General features: G+C 63.4%; 17 protein-coding genes. 7 read left to right on the plus strand and 10 right to left on the minus strand.

The features are described 5' to 3' along the window. Positions 1-4 precede the first annotated feature (4 nt). The 9 genes from AC07Z7_RS11395 to AC07Z7_RS11435 form a co-directional block, all read right to left on the minus strand. Positions 5-478, minus strand: coding sequence for a hypothetical protein (locus AC07Z7_RS11395; protein ID WP_494766296.1), 474 nt, complete (start codon positions 476-478; stop codon positions 5-7). 313 nt (positions 479-791) lie between these two features. Further along, on the minus strand, positions 792-1,967 hold the full coding sequence (locus AC07Z7_RS11400; RefSeq protein ID WP_494766297.1) for an acetyl-CoA C-acyltransferase: 1,176 nt from the start codon (positions 1,965-1,967) through the stop codon (positions 792-794). Positions 1,968-2,008: 41 nt separating this feature from the next. Next, positions 2,009-4,108 (minus strand): 3-hydroxyacyl-CoA dehydrogenase NAD-binding domain-containing protein, encoded by a 2,100-nt coding sequence (locus AC07Z7_RS11405; RefSeq protein ID WP_094290992.1) that lies wholly within the window; start codon positions 4,106-4,108, stop codon positions 2,009-2,011. 387 nt (positions 4,109-4,495) lie between these two features. Further along, a complete protein-coding gene (locus tag AC07Z7_RS11410; RefSeq protein ID WP_108625343.1) occupies positions 4,496-5,191 on the minus strand; it encodes an ABC transporter ATP-binding protein in 696 nt (231 codons plus the stop codon). Between the two features lies 1 nt (position 5,192). Further along, positions 5,193-5,978, minus strand: coding sequence for an ABC transporter ATP-binding protein (locus AC07Z7_RS11415; RefSeq protein WP_063460508.1), 786 nt, complete (start codon positions 5,976-5,978; stop codon positions 5,193-5,195). A 2-nt stretch (positions 5,979-5,980) separates the two neighbouring features. Beyond that, on the minus strand, positions 5,981-7,303 hold the full coding sequence (locus tag AC07Z7_RS11420) for a branched-chain amino acid ABC transporter permease (protein ID WP_494766298.1): 1,323 nt from the start codon (positions 7,301-7,303) through the stop codon (positions 5,981-5,983). 4 nt (positions 7,304-7,307) lie between these two features. Then, positions 7,308-8,261 (minus strand): branched-chain amino acid ABC transporter permease, encoded by a 954-nt coding sequence (locus AC07Z7_RS11425; RefSeq protein WP_063460510.1) that lies wholly within the window; start codon positions 8,259-8,261, stop codon positions 7,308-7,310. 70 nt (positions 8,262-8,331) lie between these two features. Beyond that, positions 8,332-9,564 carry a branched-chain amino acid ABC transporter substrate-binding protein gene (locus AC07Z7_RS11430; protein ID WP_094290988.1) on the minus strand — a complete coding sequence of 411 codons (1,233 nt, stop codon included), beginning with the start codon at positions 9,562-9,564 and terminating at the stop codon, positions 8,332-8,334. 267 nt (positions 9,565-9,831) lie between these two features. Continuing rightward, positions 9,832-11,475 carry a 3-(methylthio)propionyl-CoA ligase gene (locus AC07Z7_RS11435; protein ID WP_094290987.1) on the minus strand — a complete coding sequence of 548 codons (1,644 nt, stop codon included), beginning with the start codon at positions 11,473-11,475 and terminating at the stop codon, positions 9,832-9,834. Positions 11,476-11,751: 276 nt separating this feature from the next. Here AC07Z7_RS11435 and AC07Z7_RS11440 point away from each other — a divergent pair, with 276 nt between their 5' ends. Continuing rightward, positions 11,752-12,438, plus strand: a complete 687-nt coding sequence (locus AC07Z7_RS11440) for a Crp/Fnr family transcriptional regulator (RefSeq protein WP_094290986.1) — start codon at positions 11,752-11,754, stop codon at positions 12,436-12,438. Positions 12,439-12,472: 34 nt separating this feature from the next. Here AC07Z7_RS11440 and AC07Z7_RS11445 read toward each other — a convergent pair whose 3' ends face one another. Next, on the minus strand, positions 12,473-14,179 hold the full coding sequence (locus AC07Z7_RS11445) for a carboxylesterase/lipase family protein (protein ID WP_494766299.1): 1,707 nt from the start codon (positions 14,177-14,179) through the stop codon (positions 12,473-12,475). A gap of 353 nt (positions 14,180-14,532) precedes the next feature. Between AC07Z7_RS11445 and AC07Z7_RS11450 the strand changes: the two genes are divergently transcribed. The 6 genes from AC07Z7_RS11450 to AC07Z7_RS11475 all read left to right on the plus strand — a co-directional run bounded on the left by AC07Z7_RS11450 (position 14,533) and on the right by AC07Z7_RS11475 (position 19,235). Beyond that, positions 14,533-15,573 carry an AraC family transcriptional regulator gene (locus tag AC07Z7_RS11450; protein ID WP_494766300.1) on the plus strand — a complete coding sequence of 347 codons (1,041 nt, stop codon included), beginning with the start codon at positions 14,533-14,535 and terminating at the stop codon, positions 15,571-15,573. Between the two features lie 69 nt (positions 15,574-15,642). Next, positions 15,643-17,127 (plus strand): protein adenylyltransferase SelO, encoded by a 1,485-nt coding sequence (locus AC07Z7_RS11455; RefSeq protein ID WP_494766301.1) that lies wholly within the window; start codon positions 15,643-15,645, stop codon positions 17,125-17,127. Further along, positions 17,124-17,537, plus strand: coding sequence for a peptide-methionine (R)-S-oxide reductase MsrB (gene msrB, locus AC07Z7_RS11460; RefSeq protein WP_494766302.1), 414 nt, complete (start codon positions 17,124-17,126; stop codon positions 17,535-17,537). The genes AC07Z7_RS11455 and msrB overlap by 4 nt, the downstream gene beginning before the upstream one ends. Positions 17,538-17,560: 23 nt before the next feature. Beyond that, positions 17,561-18,100, plus strand: a complete 540-nt coding sequence (locus AC07Z7_RS11465; RefSeq protein WP_252661527.1) for a septation protein A — start codon at positions 17,561-17,563, stop codon at positions 18,098-18,100. Between the two features lie 14 nt (positions 18,101-18,114). After that, positions 18,115-18,381, plus strand: a complete 267-nt coding sequence (locus AC07Z7_RS11470; protein ID WP_494766303.1) for a BolA family protein — start codon at positions 18,115-18,117, stop codon at positions 18,379-18,381. Positions 18,382-18,449: 68 nt separating this feature from the next. Beyond that, the gene (locus AC07Z7_RS11475; RefSeq protein WP_094290980.1) at positions 18,450-19,235 is read left to right on the plus strand and encodes a peptidylprolyl isomerase; all 786 of its coding nucleotides are present in this window, start codon (positions 18,450-18,452) and stop codon (positions 19,233-19,235) included. The last annotated feature ends 87 nt before the right edge of the window (positions 19,236-19,322 follow it).

The raw sequence follows: 19,322 nt of genomic DNA on the forward strand, positions 1-19,322 counted from the left end.
AGGATCAGCGTGCGGGCAGCACGATGTTCTTGAAACACCAGAACTCCATGTCCGAATCGGGCCTGGGCTGGCAGCTGGCCTCTCCCAGTTGCAGGCGCGTGGCACCAGCGGGGAGCGGCGGGAAAGTGATCTTCAAAAACTTGCTGCGGCCGGGTTTGACCACATCCATCTTGACATTGCACAGCGTCAGCCCACCGATGGACTGCTGCTGCAGTACCGTGCCACTGCCCAGGTCCTTGAGGGTGAACGCATCGGGCGAACCCGTGGGCTGCGCGCAGGCCTCGAATGCCTCGTTCGTGCTGTTCTTCACCAGCAGCGTGACGCGGGTCTGCTTGGCATCGACCACCACCTCCTGCAGCACCACGTCCGGGTCGGACTCCAGCGGCAGCTGGAGCTTGAAGCTCTGGGCATGGGCACCGCATGCCACGGTGAGCGCGGACAGTGCGGCAAAAAGGCGAAGGGAGGACGTGCAACGCATGGGAAGTACCGTTGGGTGAAGGGAAGGGAATGGAGCGTGGAACGGTCACCGAGGTGGCCACCGGCCGCGCCGGATTCTGCCCGCGCAACCGCTGCCCGCAGGCACCGACCGAGTTCCACAAGGCAACAATTTGTAGCCTGTCGCGCCCCCTCCCCTCACGGCCCCCGGCCGCTGTCACCTGGCCACCGGGGCCCCACACACCAAGGACTGCCCGCAAGCACCCGGCACAGCGAACCACCTGCATGCGCCGGGCGGACCTCGGGCGAAGCCCTGCCGGGGTGCATGCGGGTGACGCGCCCGGGTGCCGCCGTGGTCAGAACACCTCGAAGATGCCCGCAGCGCCCATGCCGCCGCCAATGCACATGGTCACGCACACGCGCTTGGCACCACGGCGCTTGCCTTCGATGAGCGCATGCCCGGTGAGGCGCTGGCCCGACACACCGTAGGGGTGGCCCAGGGCGATGGCACCGCCGTTCACATTCAGACGGTCCGCCGGGATGCCCAGCTTGTCGCGGCAGTAGATCACCTGCACGGCAAAGGCTTCGTTCAACTCCCACAGGTCGATGTCTTCCACCTTCAGGCCCAGCTTCTTCAGCACCTTGGGCACGGCGAACACGGGGCCAATGCCCATCTCGTCAGGCTCGCAACCGGCCACCGCAAAGCCAAGGAAACGGCCCAGGGGCTTGAGGCCCTTCTTGCTGGCGTAGTCTTCGCTGGTGACCACGCAGGCACCGGCGCCGTCGGAGAACTGGCTGGCGTTGCCGGCCGAGATCAGGCCACCGGGGAGCGCCGAGCGCAGGCCCTGGATGGCTTCCACCGTGGTGCCTTCGCGCGTGCCTTCGTCCTTGCTCACCGTGACTTGCTTGGTGATCAGACCCAGCGTCTTGTCAGCCACACCGGCCGTCACGGTGATGGGTGCGATTTCGGCGTCGAACAGGCCGGCCGCCTGGGCTGCGCAGGCCTTCTGCTGGCTGGCAGCACCGTATTCGTCCATGGCTTCGCGGCCGATGTTGTAGCGCTTGGCCACCTGCTCGGCGGTCTGCAGCATGCTCCAGTAGATCTCAGGCTTTTGCTTGGCCAAGGCCAGATCCTGGATCATGTGCAGGTTCATCTCTTGCTGCACGCAGGAGATGCTTTCGACACCACCGGCCACGAACACATCGGCCTCGCCCGCAATGATGCGCTGGGCGGCCATGGCAATGGTCTGCAGGCCCGAAGAGCAGAAGCGGTTGACCGTGACGCCGGAGGCGGTGATGGGCAGACCGGCCTTCAAGGCGATCTGGCGCGCGATGTTGCTGCCGGTGGCGCCTTCGGGCGTGGCGCAACCCATGATGACGTCGTCCACGTCAGCACCATCAATACCAGCGCGCTGCACGGCGTGCTGCACGGCATGCCCGCCCAGGGTGGCGCCGTGCGTCATGTTGAACGAACCCTTCCAGCTCTTGGCGAGTGGCGTACGGGCGGTGGAAACAATCACTGCGGAGGTCATGTGAATTCCTTTGATTCTGTGGATGGGTGCACGCGGGCTGCTTACTGGAAGGCCTTGCCTTCGGCGGCCAGCTTGGCCAGCAGCGGAGCGGGCTTCCAGAACGCTGCGTCATCCAGCGGGTTCTTGGCAAAACGGTCCATGGCCTGCACCACGTTGAACAGACCCACCTCACTGGCGTAGTGCATGGGACCGCCACGGTGAATGGGGAAGCCGTAGCCGGTCAGGTACACCATGTCGATGTCGCCGGACTTGCTGGCGATGCCGTCTTCCAGGATGTGGGCGCCTTCGTTGACCAAGGCGAACACCAGGCGCTGCACGATTTCTTCGTCCGAAATCTTGCGCGGCGTGATGCCGAGTTCCTTGCGGTGGTCTTCGATCATCTTGTTGACCAGGTCGCTCGGGATCGCATCGCGCTTGCCGGCCTGGTAGTCGTACCAGCCTGCACCAGTCTTCTGGCCGAAGCGGCCCAGTTCACACAGCTTGTCGGCCGTGCGGCTGTACTTCATGTCGGCGCGCTCCACCGCGCGGCGCTTGCGGATAGCCCAGCCGATGTCGTTGCCGGCCAGGTCGCCCATGCGGAACGGGCCCATGGCAAAGCCAAACTTTTCGATGGCCTTGTCCACCTGCTGGGGCGTGCAGCCTTCGTCCAGCAGGAAGCCGGCCTGGCGGCTGTACTGCTCGATCATGCGGTTGCCGATGAAGCCATCGCACACGCCCGAGACCACCGAGGTCTTCTTGATCTTCTTGCCGATGGCCATCACCGTGGCCAGCACGTCCTTGGCGGTCTCCTTGCCACGCACCACTTCCAGCAGCTTCATCACGTTGGCAGGGCTGAAGAAGTGCATGCCCACCACGTCCTGCGGACGCTTGGTGAAGGCTGCAATCTTGTCCACGTCGAGCGTGGAGGTGTTGGAGGCCAGGATGGCGCCGGGCTTGGCCACAGCGTCGAGTTGCTTGAACACGGCTTCCTTGACGCCCATCTCTTCGAACACGGCTTCGATGATGAGGTCGCAGTCCTTGAGGTCGTCGTAGCTCAGCGTGGTGCTCAGCAGGGCCATGCGCTGCTCGTACTTGTCCTGCTTGAGCTTGCCCTTCTTCACCTGGGCTTCGTAGTTCTTCTTGATCGTGGCCACGCCACGGTCCAGGGCTTCCTGCTTCATTTCCAGAATCTTGACGGGGATGCCCGCGTTCAGGAAGTTCATGGAGATGCCGCCGCCCATGGTGCCCGCGCCAATCACGCCCACCAGCTTGATGTCGCGCTTGGGGGTGTCAGATGCGACATCAGGAATCTTGGAGGCGGCGCGCTCGGCCATGAACAGGTGGCGCAATGCACGCGACTCAGGTGTCCACATCAGGTTGATGAAGATCTCGCGCTCGACCAGCATGCCTTCGGCAAACTTCTTCTTGGTGGCGGCTTCAACCGCGTCCACGCACTTGGCGGGCGCGGGGAAGTTCTTGGCCATGCCCTTGACCATGTTGCGCGCGAACTGGAAGTACGCATCGCCTTCGGGGTGCTTGCAGGGGAAGTTGCGCACCAGGGGCAGCGGGCGGGCATCGGCCACGCTCTGCGCAAACGCCAGGGCTTCTGCGGCCAGCGATTCGGCCGACGCGGCCATCTTGTCAAACAGCTTCTGGCCGGGCACGGCGCCGATCATTTCGCTCTTGACGGGCTCGCCGCTCACGATGAGGTTGAGCGCGGCTTCGACACCGATCACGCGCGGCAAGCGCTGCGTGCCGCCTGCGCCGGGGATCAGGCCCAGCTTGACTTCGGGCAGTGCGATGGAGCAGCCAGGCGCTGCAATGCGGTAGTGGCAGCCCAGGGCCAGCTCCAGTCCGCCGCCCATGGCGACACTGTGCATGGCGGCCACGACGGGCTTGGCCGAGTTTTCGATGGCGGCAATCACCGACAGCAGGTTGGGTTCTTGCAGCGACTTGTCGGTACCGAACTCCTTGATGTCGGCGCCGCCAGAGAACGCACCACCGGCACCGGTGATCACGATGGACGTGACCGCCGCATCGGCATTGGCGCGGCCAAGGCCGTCCACGATGCCCTGGCGGGTCGCCAGACCGAGTCCGTTGACGGGAGGGTTGGCCATGGTGATCACGGCAACGGAGCCGTGGACTTTGTATTCAGCGGTCATGGTGCTGTTGTTCCTTGGAAAGTGAAAAAGAACGATCGTGCGTTTTTATTGTAGAGACTTCAAACCCATTTGGCGTGTCAATTTGTCCCGGGCGGGACAAGGGGGTTGGAAAGAACCCCTCGCCTGATGCTTCTACAGGCAAAAAAAGAGGCGCTACCGTTCATGAGCGCCTCTGAAAGTAATAGTGGGCGGCTGTAGCTGAACTACGCTTTGCGCGCCAGCCACTGAAACTAGCGCGCCCCAAGCCAGTGCAGCCAAGCCAGTGCAGCCAAGCCAGTGCAGCCAAGCAAGGGCCGCCCAGCAGCGAGGGCTGCATCCCCCTTCCCGAGTCGCGCAGCGATTCGAGAGAAGGGGGAAGGCGCGCAGCGCCTCAGGGGGATCGCCCCGCTAAACTTCAAGCCACTCTTTTCGGATGTAGTTATCGGCCCGCAAGCTGTCCGGCGTGCCCTGGAACACGATCGAGCCATGCCCCATGACCAGCGCACGGTCCGAGATCTTCATCGCAATGGTCAGCTTCTGCTCGATCAGCAGCACCGAGATGCCGCGTGACTTGATGGTCTGCAGGTACTGGCCCACCAGCTCGACGATCTTGGGCGCCAAGCCTTCGGTGGGCTCGTCGATGATGATGAGATCAGGGTCGCCCATCAGCGTACGGCACAGGGTCAGCATCTGCTGCTCGCCGCCCGACATCACACCCGCCTCGGTGTGCTGGCGCTCCTTGAGGCGGGGGAACATCTCGTACATGTCGTCAAACGACCAGCGGCTGTTCTTGCCACTGCCCTTCTGGCCCAGCATCAGGTTCTGGTGCACGGTGAGGTTGGGGAACACGTCGCGGCTTTCCGGCACATAGCCCACCCCCAGGTGGGCGATCTCGTAGGCCTTTTTGCCGTTCAGGTCCTGCCCCTTCCAGTTCAGGGTGCCCTCCCAGTCCACCAGGCCCATGATGGCCTTGGCAGTGGTGGAGCGGCCTGAGCCGTTGCGCCCCAGCAGGGCCACGATTTCACCAGGTTGCACATCAAAGGTCACGCCATGCAGCACATGGCTCTTGCCGTAGTAGGCGTGGAGATTCTCGATTTTCAGCATGTCAGTGTCCCGCCCCTTGCTCGTCTGCAACGACCGAGCCCAGATAGGCCTCCTGCACGCGCTGGTTAGCGCGCACCTTTTCGGGCGTGTCGAAAGCGATCACTTCGCCATACACCACCACGGCAATCTTGTCGGCCAGGCCAAACACCACGCCCATGTCGTGCTCCACCGTGAGCAGCGTGCGGCCCTCGGTCACCTCCTTGATGAGGTGGATAAAGCGGGTGGTTTCGGTCTTGCTCATGCCCGCCGTGGGTTCGTCCAGCAGGATCACGTTGGCCCCGCCAGCGATGGTGATGCCGATTTCCAGCGCGCGCTGCTCGGCGTAGGTGAGGTTCATCGCCAGCGTGTCGCGCTTCTTGTCGAGCTTGATCATCTCCATGAGCTGCTTGGCGCGCTCGTTGGCATCGTGCAGATTCGACAGGAAGCGCAGGAAGGTGTACTTGTAGCCCATGCTCCAGAGCACGCCACAGCGCAGGTTCTCGAACACACTCAGCTTGGGGAAGATGTTCGTGATCTGGAAGCTGCGAGACAGCCCCCGGCGATTGATCTCGTACGGTGCCATGCCATTGATGCGCTGGCCGTTCAGGATCACGTCCCCGCTGGTGGGCGCAAAACGTCCGCTGATCAGATTGAACAGCGTGGATTTGCCAGCACCATTGGGGCCGATGATGGCCACCCGCTCGCCAGGGGCCACCGCCAGGTTGGCGCCACGGATGATCTCCGTCTTGCCAAAACTCTTGCGCAGGTCGCGCAGTTCGAGCGCGTAGGTTGCGTTGTCAGCCGCCATGGTTACATCGCCTCCCCGCGCTTGATTTCATGTTCTATTTCTTCCTGGATCTTGCCCCACTGGCGCACAAACTGGCGGCGGCAAAGCTCGAAAAGACCAAAGCCCGTCACCATCACGAAGATGGCGCCAAACCAGCTGGCAAAGCCCTTGGCATTGAGCGTTGCGCCCAGGAACGTCAACTCGGAGCCGAGCGCCGCATTGAGCTGCAGGTGGTAGGTCATCTCGATCATGCAGGCCGCGCCCAGCACGCCCACCAGGGCGGTGCCGCCCAGGCCCAGGTACGAGGTCCAGAGCTGGCGCAGCTTGCCGAACTTGGCCAGGCGCAGGTTCATCATGATCAAACTCGCCACGCCGCCGGGCGCATACATCACCATGAACAGGAACACCAGGCCCAGATACAAGAGCCACGCCTTGGACAGCTCGGACAGCAGCACCGACGCCAGCACCAGCAGCACCGCACCAATGATGGGGCCGAAGAAGAAAGTGGCCCCGCCCAGGAAGGTAAACAACAGGTAGCCCCCCGATCGCACCACGTTCAGGCTGTCTGCGCCGGTCACGATTTCGAAGTTGATCGTGGCCAGGCCGCCGCCAATGCCCGCGAAGAAGCCCGCGATGATGAAGGCGAAGTAGCGCACGCGCTGCGTGTTGTAGCCGATGAACTCCACACGCTCGGGGTTGTCGCGCACGGCATTCAGGATGCGGCCCAGCGGTGTGCCGGTAAAGGCGAACATTGCCGCCGTGCAAACGAAGCAATACACGGCAATCAGGTAGTACACCTGAATGGCAGGGCCGAAGGTGAGGCCGAAGAACGACTGGCCGTAGACACGGTCGGTGGTGATGCCGCCTTCGCCCCCGAAAAACTCGGGGAACATCAGCGCCATCGAAGCCACCAGCTCGCCGATACCCAGCGTGATCATGGCAAACGTGGTGCCCGACTTCTTGGTCGTGACAAAACCCAGCAGGATGGCAAAGAACGCCCCCGCCAGCCCGCCCACGATGGGAATGAGCACCAGGGGAATGCTGAAGCTGCCCTTGCCCGCCATGTTCATCGCATGGATGGCGATGAACGAGCCCAGGCCGGTGTAGACCGCATGGCCGAAGCTCAGCATGCCGCCCTGCCCCAGCAACATGTTGTAGGACAGGCAGATGATGATGAGGTAGCCAATCTGCGAGAGCATGGTCAGCGCCAGGCTGCTGCGAAACAGCATGGGCGCAACGATCAGGGCAATCGCAAACAGCGACCAGATGACGATCCGCCCGACATTCCAGGGCTTGAACCGGTAATGCGCCGTGGCGCTTGAAGCTGTGTTGGTCATCGAATTCATGGCATCAGTCCTCCCGGGTGCCCAGCAGGCCCTTGGGGCGGAAGATCAGGATCAGCACGAGGAACAGGTAAGGCAGGATGGGTGCGACCTGGGAAATCGTGAGTTTGAGCAAGGGGTAGCCAAAGGTCTGGTCGGTGACCGCCACGCCCACCGCCTTGAAGACGTGGATCAGCGAATAGTCGAGCGCCACCGCAAAGGTCTGCACCACACCGATCAGCAGCGACGCGATAAAAGCACCTGCCAGCGAACCCATGCCCCCCACCACCACCACCACGAAGATGATGGAGCCGACGGACGCCGCCATGGCAGGCTCGGTCACATAGGTGTTGCCACCGATCACGCCCGCAAGCCCCGCCAGCGCAGCGCCACCGCCAAACACCAGCATGAACACGCGCGGCACGTTGTGGCCCAGTGCTTCCACCATCTCGGGGTACTTGAGCGCAGCCTGGATCACCAGACCGATGCGGGTACGCGTCAGCAGCAGCCAGACGGACACCAGCATCAGCAGGGCCACCAGCATCACGAACGACCGCGATTTGGGGAACTGCGTTCCGTACAGCGAAAACAGCGGGCCCTGCAGCTGTTCGGGCAGGCCGTAGGGCACGGTGGAACGGCCCCATACCAGTTGCACCACTTCCAGGATCAGGTAGGAGAGCCCAAAGGTCACCAGCAGCTCTGGCACATGGCCAAACTTGTGCACGCGGCGCAGGGCATAGCGCTCGAACGCGGCGCCGAGCACAAACACCGCCAGCGGTGCCAGCACCAGCGCTGGCCAGAAGCCCACCACCCCGGAGATGGTGAAGGCGAAATAGGCACCCAGCATGTAGAAGCTGGTGTGTGCGAAGTTGAGCACGCCCATCATGCTGAAGATCAGCGTGAGGCCGGAACTCAGCATGAACAGCAGGAGCCCGTAGCTCACGCCGTTCAGCAAAGAGATCACGAAAAACTCAGGATTCATTGGAATTTTTCACTGCAGGGGTAAAAAAAAGGCCCGAGCCAGGTCGGGCCTCGAAGCGGTCACACAGGACTCAGGGACGCTTCATCTGGCACGACGTGGGCGTGCTAGCCACATAGGGCTCGTAGTACTTCACGGGCACAAAGGTGTAGCCGGTGTTCTCGGAGTCGATGGGGTACTTGCCGCCAGCCTTTTCCCACTTGGAGATGAACAGGCCTTGCTGCAGCTGGTGGTCGGTCTTGCGCATCTCGACCTCGCCGTTGAAGCTCTTGAACTTCATGCCTTCAAACACGGCAGCCACCTTCACAGGGTCGGTGGACTTGGCCTTGGCAAAGCCCTCCGACAGCATGGTGAACGCGTGGTACACAGCACCGGTATACATGTCATCGTTGAACTTCTTCTTGTAGTCCACAACGATCTTGTTCAGCTCGCCCGGCAGGTTCATGTGGGCGTAAGCCACCATGTACACGCGGCCTGCGGCAGCGGCGCCCATGGCGGTGGGGCTGCCCGTGACGGAGCCGTAGTAGGTGTAGAAGTTGACGTTGTTCAGGCCCGCGTCGTTCGCAGCCTTGATCAGCAGTGCCAGGTCAGAGCCCCAGTTGCCGGTGATCACGCTGTCAGCACCCGAGGCCTTGATCTTGGCGATGTAGGGCGAGAAGTCGCGCACCTGGGCCAGGGGGTGCAGGTCGTCACCGACGAACTGCACGTCGGGGCGCTTGCGCTGCATCATTTCCTTGGCGAACTTCGAGACCTGGTGGCCGTGCGAATAGTTCTGGTTGATCAGATAGACCTTCTTGACCTCGGGCAGGTCCTTCATATAGGTCGTCAGCGCTTCCATCTTCATGGAGGTGTCCGCATCCAGGCGGAAGTGCCAATAGCTGCACTTGCTGTTGGTGAGGTCGGGGTCCACGGCCGCGTAGTTCAGGAACAGGACTTCCTTGCCGGGATTGCGTGCGTTGTGCTTTTCCAGCGCGTCGATGATGGCGAGCGCTGGTCCCGATCCGTTGCCCTGCACCACGTAGCGCGCGCCTTGGTCCATGGCCGAGCGCAGTGCACTGGTGGTCTCTTGTGGGCTGAGCTTGTTGTCGATGCCGATGATCTCGAATTTGACCCCTGCAGCGTTCTTCTTGTTGAACTCTTCGGAGATGAACTGGAAGCTCTTGAGCTGGTTCGTTCCGACGGCTGCCATCAGGCCCGACAGCGGGTCCAGCCACGCGATCTTCACCGTCTCACCCTTTTGAGCGAACGCCGCGCCAGCGCTTGCCAGTATTACCGATGCCGCTACAGCCTTAATAGCAAATTTCATGGTTTTGTCTCCTAGTGAATCGACACAACGCAGCGTACCGCGTTGCAACAATGCGATGCTCAGGGATTGCCCCTACCAGCGTCGCACACGTGACTGGACTCGGTGTCACCCCCTGAGGCGCTGCGCGCCTTCCCCCCTCTCCTTCGGGAGGGAGACGCACCCGGTGGCCTGGCAAAGCCAGCTCCACGGGTGCACTGGCCTGGGCCGCGCCAGTTTCGAAAGCCACGAGGGCGATCAAGAGGGCTGGCGGGGCCGAGGACGCAGCTTTCACAAGCCCGGAAGCTTGTAATCCTTGAGCTGCTCGCGCAGTTTGGTCTTGAGCATCTTGCCGGTGGCACCCAGTGGAATGGCATCGACAAACACCACGTCGTCCGGGATCTGCCACTTGGCCGTCTTGCCCTCGTAAAACGCCAGCAGCTCATCGCGTGTGACCTCGGCGCCCGGGCGCTTCACCACGGCGACGATCGGGCGCTCGTCCCACTTGGGGTGCGGCATACCCACACACGCCGCCATGGCAATCGCGGGATGGGCCATGGCGATGTTCTCGATGTCGATGGAGCTGATCCACTCCCCGCCCGACTTGATCACGTCCTTGCTGCGGTCGGTGATCTGCATGAAGCCATCGGCATCGATGGTGGCCACGTCGCCCGTGGGGAACCAGCCACGGCCCTGCTTGTCCTTGACGAGCGGATGACCGCCTTCACCCTTGAAATAGCTGTCCACGATCCACGGGCCCTTGACCAACAAGTCACCGTAGGTCTTGCCGTCCCAGGGCAGCTCTTCGCCGTCTCCGCCAACGATCTTCATGTCCACGCCATAGATCGCTCGGCCCTGCTTGAGCAAGACCTTCATCTGCTCTTCCTTGGGCAGCGACAGGTGCTTGTTCTTGAGCGTGCACAGTGTGCCCAGCGGGCTCATCTCGGTCATGCCCCAGGCGTGCAGCACTTCCACGCCGTAGTCTTCCTTGAACGCGTGGATCATGGCCGGTGGGCAGGCCGAGCCGCCGATCACCGTCCGCTTGAGCGTGGAGAACTTCAGGCCTGCAGGCTTCATGTGGCCCAGCATCATCTGCCACACGGTCGGCACACCGGCGGCGTAGCTCACCTTTTCGGATTCGATCAATTCGTAGATCGACTTGCCATCCATTGCCGGGCCAGGGAACACCAGCTTGCAGCCCGTGAGCGCCGCCGAGTACGGAATGCCCCAGGCATTGACGTGGAACATGGGTACCACAGGCAGCACAGAGTCACGGGCCGAGAGGCACATCACATCGGGCAGCGCAGCAGCATAGGCATGCAGCGTGGTCGAGCGGTGGCTGTAGAGCGCGGCCTTGGGGTTGCCCGTGGTGCCGCTGGTGTAGCACATGCTCGATGCCGAGTTCTCGTCAAACTCGGGCCAGGCGTAGTCAGCCGAATGGGCGCCAATCCAGTCTTCGTAGCTCGCCAGACCTGGGACCCCGGAATCTGCAGGCAGCTTGTCGGCGTCGCACAGGGCCACCCACTTCTTCACGGTGGGGCACTTGGCGTGTACGGCCTGCACCAGGGGCAGGAAGGTCAGGTCAAAACACAGCACCTGGTCTTCGGCATGGTTGACGATCCAGGCGATCTGGTCGGGGTGCAGGCGTGGGTTGACGGTGTGCAGCACACGGCCCGAGCCCGAGACACCAAAGTACATCTCCATGTGGCGGTAGCCGTTCCAGGCCAGCGTGGCCACACGGTCGCTGAACTGCAGTTGCAGGTCGTCCAGCGCGTTGGCCAGACGGCGTGCACGTGCCGCCAGGTCGCGGTAGGTATAGCGATGAATGTCACCCTCTACCCGCCGGGAGACGATTTCGGCGTCGCCATGGTGGCGTTCTGCGAACTCGATCAGCGACGAGATCAGCAACGGTTGACTTTGCATCAGGCCCAGCATGGGTGCTCCTTGAATGTTGTAGTGAAGGGAAAGATCATGGTAGCGCGAGGCATCGGCCCCAGGTGTCTCCAAAGTCATGCAAACAGGCCGCTCAAATCCATCGACCCACCAGGCGCTGCGCCACCCACCATCGGCTTTGCAACGCAACTCCTGGCGCCCCACGGCAGGCCGCCAGTGTGCGCCGCACGCGCGCGGCTGCCAACACCTGTCGTCCCATTGACAAAGCCCGAGGGATTACCCTGAACCCGGAGCCACAGTGCAGCGACAATCGCGCACATGCTCAGCACCCAGCCCCCTGCTCCGCGCTTCATTTCGGCCCAGCCCTGGTTTGCCAGCGTGCCCGCTGCGCTGCAGGAGCGCCTGCGCGACGAGGTGTTTGCCGTGCAGGGCGACAAGGGAGCCGTCATGATGCCCGCAGGCAGTGCGGTAGAGGGCTGGCATGCCGTGTTGTCGGGCCTGGTGATGCTGCAGAGCCCGGCCAGCAAGGGGCGGTCATCGGCCTTCATCGGTGTGCCGGACGGCGAGTGGTTTGGCGAGGGCTCGGCCATGAAGCCCGAGCCGCGCAAATACAACGTGGTGGCGCTGCGGCCCACCACGCTGCTGTGCCTGCCGCTGCCGCTGTTTGCCACGCTGCGCGAAAGCAGCCTGGCGTTCAACCAGTTCCTGGTGCAACACCTGAACATGCGGCTCGGGCAGGCCATGACCATCATCGAGGCCGGCCGCACGCAGTCGCCCGAGCACCGCGTGGCCCTGTACCTGAGCCGCTTGTTCTGGCGCAGCACACGCAGGCTCAACCTCACGCAGGACGAGCTGGGCCAGCTGGTGGGCCTGTCGCGCCAGACGGTGAACCGCGTGCTGCGCACGCTGGAGGAACTGGGCATCGTGTCGCTGGATTTCGGCAAGGTGGCCATCGTGGACGACGAGGCGCTCGGCGCATACCTTGCTGCCACGGCTGCAGCATGAACAGACATGGGAAACAGCATCAAGCGCCAGGTCCTCACTGAACGCTCAGGCGTGTTGCCTTCTGGTCCGCATCGAAAATAAACTTGCGCGGCCAGGGTTGCCACTCCTGCCCCAGGCCAGCGTGATTGGGATTGCCGGTGTGCACGAAGGCCCGCACGCTGTCCATCATCACGGCAGAGAGCGCGAGGCGCCCCGGCTGGTTGGCCGTGCTGTTGGCAGCCTTGGCCAGCAGCGACGGGCCGAAATTGCCAAAGACAAAAGGCAGGTCAAATCCATGGGCCGCGCCGTATACATCCGCCCAGGGCGCGGGTTGCTGGGCCCAGTTGAATTGGTAGCTCCACACGTTGGTCTGTTGGCTGCGCAGAGTGCCCAGCAGGTTGTCGCGGCTGGGTTCAAAGAACACGCTGCCCAGCAGCTTCATGCGGGCGTTGTAGCCCGTCGATGGCGCCGTGACCGGCAGGTACGAAGAGTCAATGATGTCCGCCACCGTGAGCGTGGTGGGGGCATCGGGGTTGAAGCTCTGTGTCATCGCAAAACGCTCGGCATCGCTGATCTTCATGCCCGGCTTGCCGCCCAGTAGCGCAAGGAACGGCGCGAAGAGCTTGGCCTCGTCCAGGGTGTAGCCCGAGAGCACGGGCACCTTGTGATACCGGCCTGCGGCCATCTCGGCAATGGGGTTGGCAGGCACCACGACGCCATCCGGAATGGGCCCGGAGCCCGTCAGCCCCTTCTGCAGCACGGTTTGCAACAGCACACGGCCATCCTTGCCGCGCAGGTAGCTGGCGGTTTGGGCAGGCGTCCAGCCCGCCACCAGCGCCGCTGCAGCCGCTGCATCGGGAGCGAGGCCATCCGCCAGCACCAGCGCTGCCAGCAAAGCCCCTGACTGGGCCGCGTACTTCGACGCCGGATTGAGGGTGGGAATGGAACCCGCCGGCAGGTTGCTGGCCAGCGAGATACCCCCGCTGATGGGCACGATCTTGTGGAACAAACCTGCGGCCTGGGGCGCGGTGAGCAGCGCCAGGGCGTTGATGGCCCCTGCTGATTGCCCCATCAGCGTCACGTTGGCCGCGTTGCCGCCAAACTTGGCAATGTTGCGCTGGATGAAGGTCAGCGCCTGCACGTTGTCCAGCAGCGCATAGTTGCCCGTGTAGGCTTGGCTGCCGCTGTGGAGCTGAGGCAACTGGAAGAAACCCAGCACATCCAGCCGGTAGTTGGCCGTGACCACCACGGCGTTGGCCGAACGCGCCAGAGCCGCGCCGTCGTACACCGGGTCGGCCGTATAGCCCGAGATGGCACTGCCGCCATGCAGGAACAACAGCACCGGCAGGTTGTCCTGATTGGTCGCCGGGCGCCAGATGTTCAGCGTCAGGCAATCCTCGTTGCCCACGGGGGTGCCCAGGGTCTGTCCAATGGTGTCGTCAAAGCGGTTGTTGCCCCCGGGCCCGTACAGGCGCCCCATCTGCAGGCAGGCATTGCCAAAACGCGTGGCGTTGCGCTCGCCCGTCCAGGCAGCAGGCTCCACAGGCGGCTGCCACCGCAAGTCCCCCACGGGCGGCTTGGCAAAGGGCATGCCCTTCCAGGCGTAGGTGCCCGTCACAGCGCTGTCGTCCACGCCGCGTACGGTGCCGTACACCGTCTCACGCACCTCGGGCGCAGAGCCCGCCCCACCACCGCAGCCGGCCAGAGCCAGCACGGACACCACAGCCCCCAGCCGTGGCACACCCTTGCGCACATCGATCATGTCTTGTCTCCTGTGAGTTCTAGAATGGATCTGGCCTCAGCGAAGCGCCACACTTGCGGCAGGGCCCGACCTCGGCGACGATTGTGTGAATGCATCGCCGCTGGCCCACTATCGCAACCACGCCAAAACAGTGACTTCAGAACACCACCCTCGCGTTAACCCTGAGAAGGTGTGAACAAACCCGCCATGCCCGCTCATCCCGCCAAAACACACCCGCTCGTCGTTACAAATGCTCGCCATAGCCCGCGCTATGGCTGCGCTTTGCGCCTAGATCGGGCGCGTTGTGGCGGCCTGCTCGGGCGCGCCGGATTCATTCACACCTTCTGAGTGGGCAGCCCACCCATGAACAAGCCATGACCCAGCGCACCAGTTCCGCCGCGTGGGTGCGTGGCATTGCGGACATGTTTGCAGCCGAAGGGCTGCCCGCAGCCGATCTCTGCGCCGAAGTTGGCATCGACCTGCCAGCCCTGCAGCAGCAGCCGCAAACACGGGTGGATGTGGACCGCGTGAGTCGGCTGTGGGAGGCCGCAGCCACCCGCTACGGCCAGCCGGGCCTGGGTCTTGCGCGCGATCTGGCATCACGCTACGGCAATGTGGACCTGGTGGGCTACGCACTGGCCTCCGGCCCCAACCTGCTGATTGGCTTTGAGCATTTGCAGCGGCAGATGGCGCTGATCTCGGACGCCACCACGTTTGAAATGAAGCGCGACCCGCGTGGCCAGGGCTACTGGCTGGAGCTCAGCCATATCGGCGCCACACGGCCCATTCCGCGCCAGCGCATCGAGTTCGCAGTGCTCACCCTGTTCACGCTGTGCTGCTGGTTGACACGGCGCGATCTGGTGCCTTCGGCCATGGACCTCACCACGCCACCACCCCACGATGACGCGCGCTACCGCGCGGCCTTCGGCGTGCTGCCGCGTTTCGGCCAGCCCGCCAACCGCTTCCTGCTCTCCGAGGCCGATCTGCGCGCACCCATCCCCACCCACAACCCCGGTCTGTGGGCATTGCACGAACGGCTGGTCGAAACCGAGCTGGACCAGCTCGGCCAGACTCTGGCCAGCACCCGCGTCCGCACCGAAATCGCCCGTGTGCTGCACCTGGGCGAGCCTCGGCGCGAGGACATTGCCGCACGCCTGCACCTGACCGACCGCACCCTGCAGCGGCGCCTGCAGGCCGAGTCTGTGAGCTACCAGCAACTGCTGGACGACACCCGCCGCGAACTCGCGTGCCAGTACCTGAGCGATGATCGCCGCAGCCTGGCCGAGATTGCCGACCTGCTGGGCTTTGCCGACCAGAGCAACCTGTTCCGCGCCTGCAAGCGCTGGTTTGGCATGCCGCCAGGGCAGTACCGCACACAGCTGCTGACGGAGCCAGAGGCAGCGCCCACCTCCTGAGAACCTGCAGCAGCAAGCCTCATGGCCTTGTCCGCCTTGTGCCATCCACGGTGCGAGACAATTGCGACCATGAACCTGAGTGCCGACCACAGCGAAACCGCCGCCGACCTGGGACTGGCCTGGAACCACCGCTTCGCCGACCTGGGCCCCGCCTTCTACACCGAACTGCGCCCCACTCCCCTGCCCGCCCCCCACTGGGTGGGCACCAGCCCCGATGTGGCACGGCTGATCGGGCTCGACCCCTCCTGGCTGGGCCGTGACGAAGCGCTGCAGGCCTTCACCGGCAACACACTGCTGGCGGGCTCGCGCCCCCTGGCCAGCGTGTACAGCGGCCACCAGTTCGGCGTCTGGGCCGGGCAACTGGGCGACGGCCGGGCCATTCTGCTCGGCGAGACGGCCAACGGCCACGAAATCCAGCTCAAGGGCGCGGGCCGCACGCCCTACTCCCGCATGGGGGACGGCCGCGCAGTGCTGCGCTCCAGCATCCGCGAGTTCCTGTGCAGCGAGGCCATGCACGGCCTGGGCATTCCCACCTCGCGCGCGCTGTGCATCACCGGCTCGCCAGCGCCGGTGCGGCGCGAAGAAATCGAGACCGCCGCCGTGGTCACGCGCGTGGCCCCCAGTTTTGTGCGCTTTGGCCACTTTGAGCACTTTGCCGCCAACGGCCAGGAAGCCCCGCCGCAAGCGCTGGCCGACTATGTCATCGACCGCTACTACCCCGAATGCCGGGGCACCACCGAATTCAGTGGCAATGCCTATGCGGCGCTGCTGCAGGCCGTGAGTGAACGGACCGCGCGCCTCATGGCCCAGTGGCAGGCCGTGGGCTTTTGCCATGGGGTGATGAACACCGACAACATGAGCATCCTGGGCCTCACGATCGACTACGGCCCGTTCCAGTTTCTGGACGCCTTCGTGCCTGGCCACGTGTGCAACCACAGCGATACCCAGGGCCGCTATGCCTACAACCGCCAGCCCAACGTGGCGTACTGGAACCTGTTTTGCCTGGCGCAGGCGCTGCTGCCACTGATCGGCGACGAGGAACTGGCCAAGGCAGCGCTGGAGTCTTACAAGGCCGTGTTCCCGCAGGAGTTCATGGCCCGCATGCGCGCCAAGCTGGGCCTGACCGCCGAGCACGAACAAGATGCCACGCTGATCGACGGCATCTTGCTGCTGCTTGCGAAAAATGGCGTGGACTACACCATCTTCTGGCGTCGACTCTCACACGCCGTGGGCAACGGCGATTTCGAGCCAGTGCGCGACCTGTTTGCCGACCGCGCGGCGTGGGACGCGTGGTTGCTATCGTATTCAGAGCTACAAAGGCATTATGGTCGCTCGGAAGCGGCCAATTTGATGCTCAAAACCAACCCCAAATTCGTGCTGCGCAACCACCTGGGCGAGCAGGCCATCCGTGCGGCGAAACTTGGTGACTTCAGCGAACTCCAAACCCTGCAGCGGCTGCTGGAGCGCCCGTTCGATGAGCACCCCGGCCACGATGCCTACGCAGCCTTCCCGCCCGACTGGGCGTCTTCCATCGAGATCAGCTGTTCATCATGACCCATCCCATCCAGAAGACCGACGCCGAATGGCAAGCCGTGCTGCGCGAGAAAGGCGCCGAGCCTGTGGCGTTCCAGGTCACACGCCACGCCGCCACCGAGCGCCCCTTCACCGGCAAGTACGAGACCCACTGGGCCGATGGCAGCTACCACTGCATCTGCTGCGGTTCCAAGCTGTTTGATTCGGACACCAAGTTCGACGCGGGCTGCGGCTGGCCCAGCTTCTCCCAGGCCATCCCCGGCTCCATCACCGAAATCGTGGACCGCAGCCACGGCATGGTCCGCACCGAGACGGTGTGTGCACAATGCGGAGCCCACTTGGGCCACGTTTTTGAAGATGGCCCGGCACCCACCGGCCTACGCTATTGCATGAACTCCGCGTCGCTCGACTTCGAATCCGGCAAGGGCTGACCGCCGAGAATGTCCCCGACTCCATGAAAATCCTGATCGACTTCTTCCCCATCCTGCTGTTTTTCGGGGCCTACAAGTTCTATGGCATCTATGTGGGCACCGCTGTGCTCATGGCCGCCACGGTGGTGCAGATGGGCCTGATCTACGCGATCGACCGTCGCCTGCAGACCATGCACAAGGCCACGCTGGTGCTCATTCTGCTGTTCGGCACGCTCACGCTGGTGCTGCAAGACGACCGCTTCATCAAGTGGAAGCCCACGGTGCTGTACGGCGCCATGTCCCTCGCGCTGGCCGTGGCCCTGTGGGTGATGAAGAAAAACTTCCTCAAGATGTTGCTGGGCAGCCAGCTGGACCTGCCCGACCGGGTGTGGCTGCGGCTGAACGTGGCGTGGATCGTTTACTGCGCCTTCATGTCCGCCATCAACGCCTATGTGGTGGTCAACTTCAGCACCGAAGCATGGGTGGACTTCAAGCTCTGGGGCTATGCCTTCCCGCTGGTCTTCCTGATCGGCCAGGGTATCTACATCGCGCCGCACCTCAAGGGCGACGAGCCTGCGGCCTGAGCCAGGGGATTGCCATGACCGATCTTTCCATCGCTCAGCAGATGCACCAGGCTCTCACCCAGCGGCTGACCCCTGACGTCCTCGAAGTGCTCGACGAAAGCGCCGCCCACGCGGGCCACGCGGGGGCCAACGGCACCGGTTTTGGCACGCATTTCCGGGTCCGCATTTCGTCACCTTTGTTTACAGGCAAGCCGCGCGTGGCGCAACACCGCCTTGTGTATGATGCGCTGCAAGAATTTATTGACCAAGGCGTCCACGCCCTCGCCATTGAAGTTCTCTGAACCGGCCCCAGATAGCAACTCGCCGGATTTCAGCTGGCACAAACAACCTCTCATTTTTTGGATTCCGCATGAAGAAACAGCTCCTGTCCGGCCTCGTGGCCGCTGCCGTGCTGGGCACGATGGCCCTGCCCGCTTCCGCCCAGAACGTTGCCATCGTCAACGGCAAGGCCGTGCCGAAAGAGCGCGTTGAGGCGCTCAAGCAGCAGGTGGAACGCTCGGGCCGCCCTGTGACGCCCGACATCGAAGGCCAGATCAAGGAAGAAGTGATCGCCCGCGAAATTTTCATGCAGGAAGCGCAAAAGCGCGGCCTGGAAGCCTCGGCCGACTACAAGGCCCAGATGGAACTGGCCCGCCAGAGCATCCTGATCCGCGAACTGTTCGCCGACTACCAGAAGACCAACCCGGTGACCGACGCCGAAATCCAGGCCGAATACGACAAGTTCGTGGCAGCCAACGGCGGCAAGGAATACAAGGCCAGCCACATCCTGGTGGAGAAGGAAGCCGACGCCAAGGCCATCATCGCGTCCATCAAGAAGGGCGCCAAGTTCGAAGACATCGCCAAGAAGCAGTCCAAGGATCCAGGCTCCGGCGCCAAGGGTGGCGACCTGGACTGGGCCAACCCTGCCAGCTACGTGAGCGAGTTCACCGAAGCCCTGGTCAAGCTCGAAAAGGGCAAGATGACCGATGCCCCCGTGAAGAGCCAGTTTGGCTGGCACGTGATCCGCCTGGACGATGTGCGCCAGGCCCAGCTGCCCAAGCTGGAAGAAGTCAAGCCCCAAGTGGCGCAACAACTGCAGCAGCAAAAACTGGCAAAGTTCCAGGAAGACCTGCGTGCCAAGGCCAAGGTCGAGTAATCTGGCCAGACCGGCATCCGCAGGGATGCCCCCCCCAAAAAAACGCGGCCCAGGCCGCGTTTTTTATGTCCGCAGGAAACAGTCTGC

The sequence above is a fragment of the Acidovorax sp. GW101-11A03 genome (assembly GCF_059424825.1).

Excerpts from the sequence above, each read along its gene's own strand:
- AC07Z7_RS11395 (WP_494766296.1), bottom strand. The coding sequence starts at position 478 with ATGCGTTGCACGTCCTCCCTTCGCCTTTTTGCCGCACTGTCCGCGCTC.
- AC07Z7_RS11400 (WP_494766297.1), bottom strand. The coding sequence starts at position 1,967 with ATGACCTCCGCAGTGATTGTTTCCACCGCCCGTACGCCACTCGCCAAG.
- AC07Z7_RS11405 (WP_094290992.1), bottom strand. The coding sequence starts at position 4,108 with ATGACCGCTGAATACAAAGTCCACGGCTCCGTTGCCGTGATCACCATG.
- AC07Z7_RS11410 (WP_108625343.1), bottom strand. The coding sequence starts at position 5,191 with ATGCTGAAAATCGAGAATCTCCACGCCTACTACGGCAAGAGCCATGTG.
- AC07Z7_RS11415 (WP_063460508.1), bottom strand. The coding sequence starts at position 5,978 with ATGGCGGCTGACAACGCAACCTACGCGCTCGAACTGCGCGACCTGCGC.
- AC07Z7_RS11420 (WP_494766298.1), bottom strand. The coding sequence starts at position 7,303 with ATGAATTCGATGACCAACACAGCTTCAAGCGCCACGGCGCATTACCGG.
- AC07Z7_RS11425 (WP_063460510.1), bottom strand. The coding sequence starts at position 8,261 with ATGAATCCTGAGTTTTTCGTGATCTCTTTGCTGAACGGCGTGAGCTAC.
- AC07Z7_RS11430 (WP_094290988.1), bottom strand. The coding sequence starts at position 9,564 with ATGAAATTTGCTATTAAGGCTGTAGCGGCATCGGTAATACTGGCAAGC.
- AC07Z7_RS11435 (WP_094290987.1), bottom strand. The coding sequence starts at position 11,475 with ATGCTGGGCCTGATGCAAAGTCAACCGTTGCTGATCTCGTCGCTGATC.
- AC07Z7_RS11440 (WP_094290986.1), top strand. The coding sequence starts at position 11,752 with ATGCTCAGCACCCAGCCCCCTGCTCCGCGCTTCATTTCGGCCCAGCCC.
- AC07Z7_RS11445 (WP_494766299.1), bottom strand. The coding sequence starts at position 14,179 with ATGATCGATGTGCGCAAGGGTGTGCCACGGCTGGGGGCTGTGGTGTCC.
- AC07Z7_RS11450 (WP_494766300.1), top strand. The coding sequence starts at position 14,533 with ATGACCCAGCGCACCAGTTCCGCCGCGTGGGTGCGTGGCATTGCGGAC.
- AC07Z7_RS11455 (WP_494766301.1), top strand. The coding sequence starts at position 15,643 with ATGAACCTGAGTGCCGACCACAGCGAAACCGCCGCCGACCTGGGACTG.
- msrB (WP_494766302.1), top strand. The coding sequence starts at position 17,124 with ATGACCCATCCCATCCAGAAGACCGACGCCGAATGGCAAGCCGTGCTG.
- AC07Z7_RS11465 (WP_252661527.1), top strand. The coding sequence starts at position 17,561 with ATGAAAATCCTGATCGACTTCTTCCCCATCCTGCTGTTTTTCGGGGCC.
- AC07Z7_RS11470 (WP_494766303.1), top strand. The coding sequence starts at position 18,115 with ATGACCGATCTTTCCATCGCTCAGCAGATGCACCAGGCTCTCACCCAG.
- AC07Z7_RS11475 (WP_094290980.1), top strand. The coding sequence starts at position 18,450 with ATGAAGAAACAGCTCCTGTCCGGCCTCGTGGCCGCTGCCGTGCTGGGC.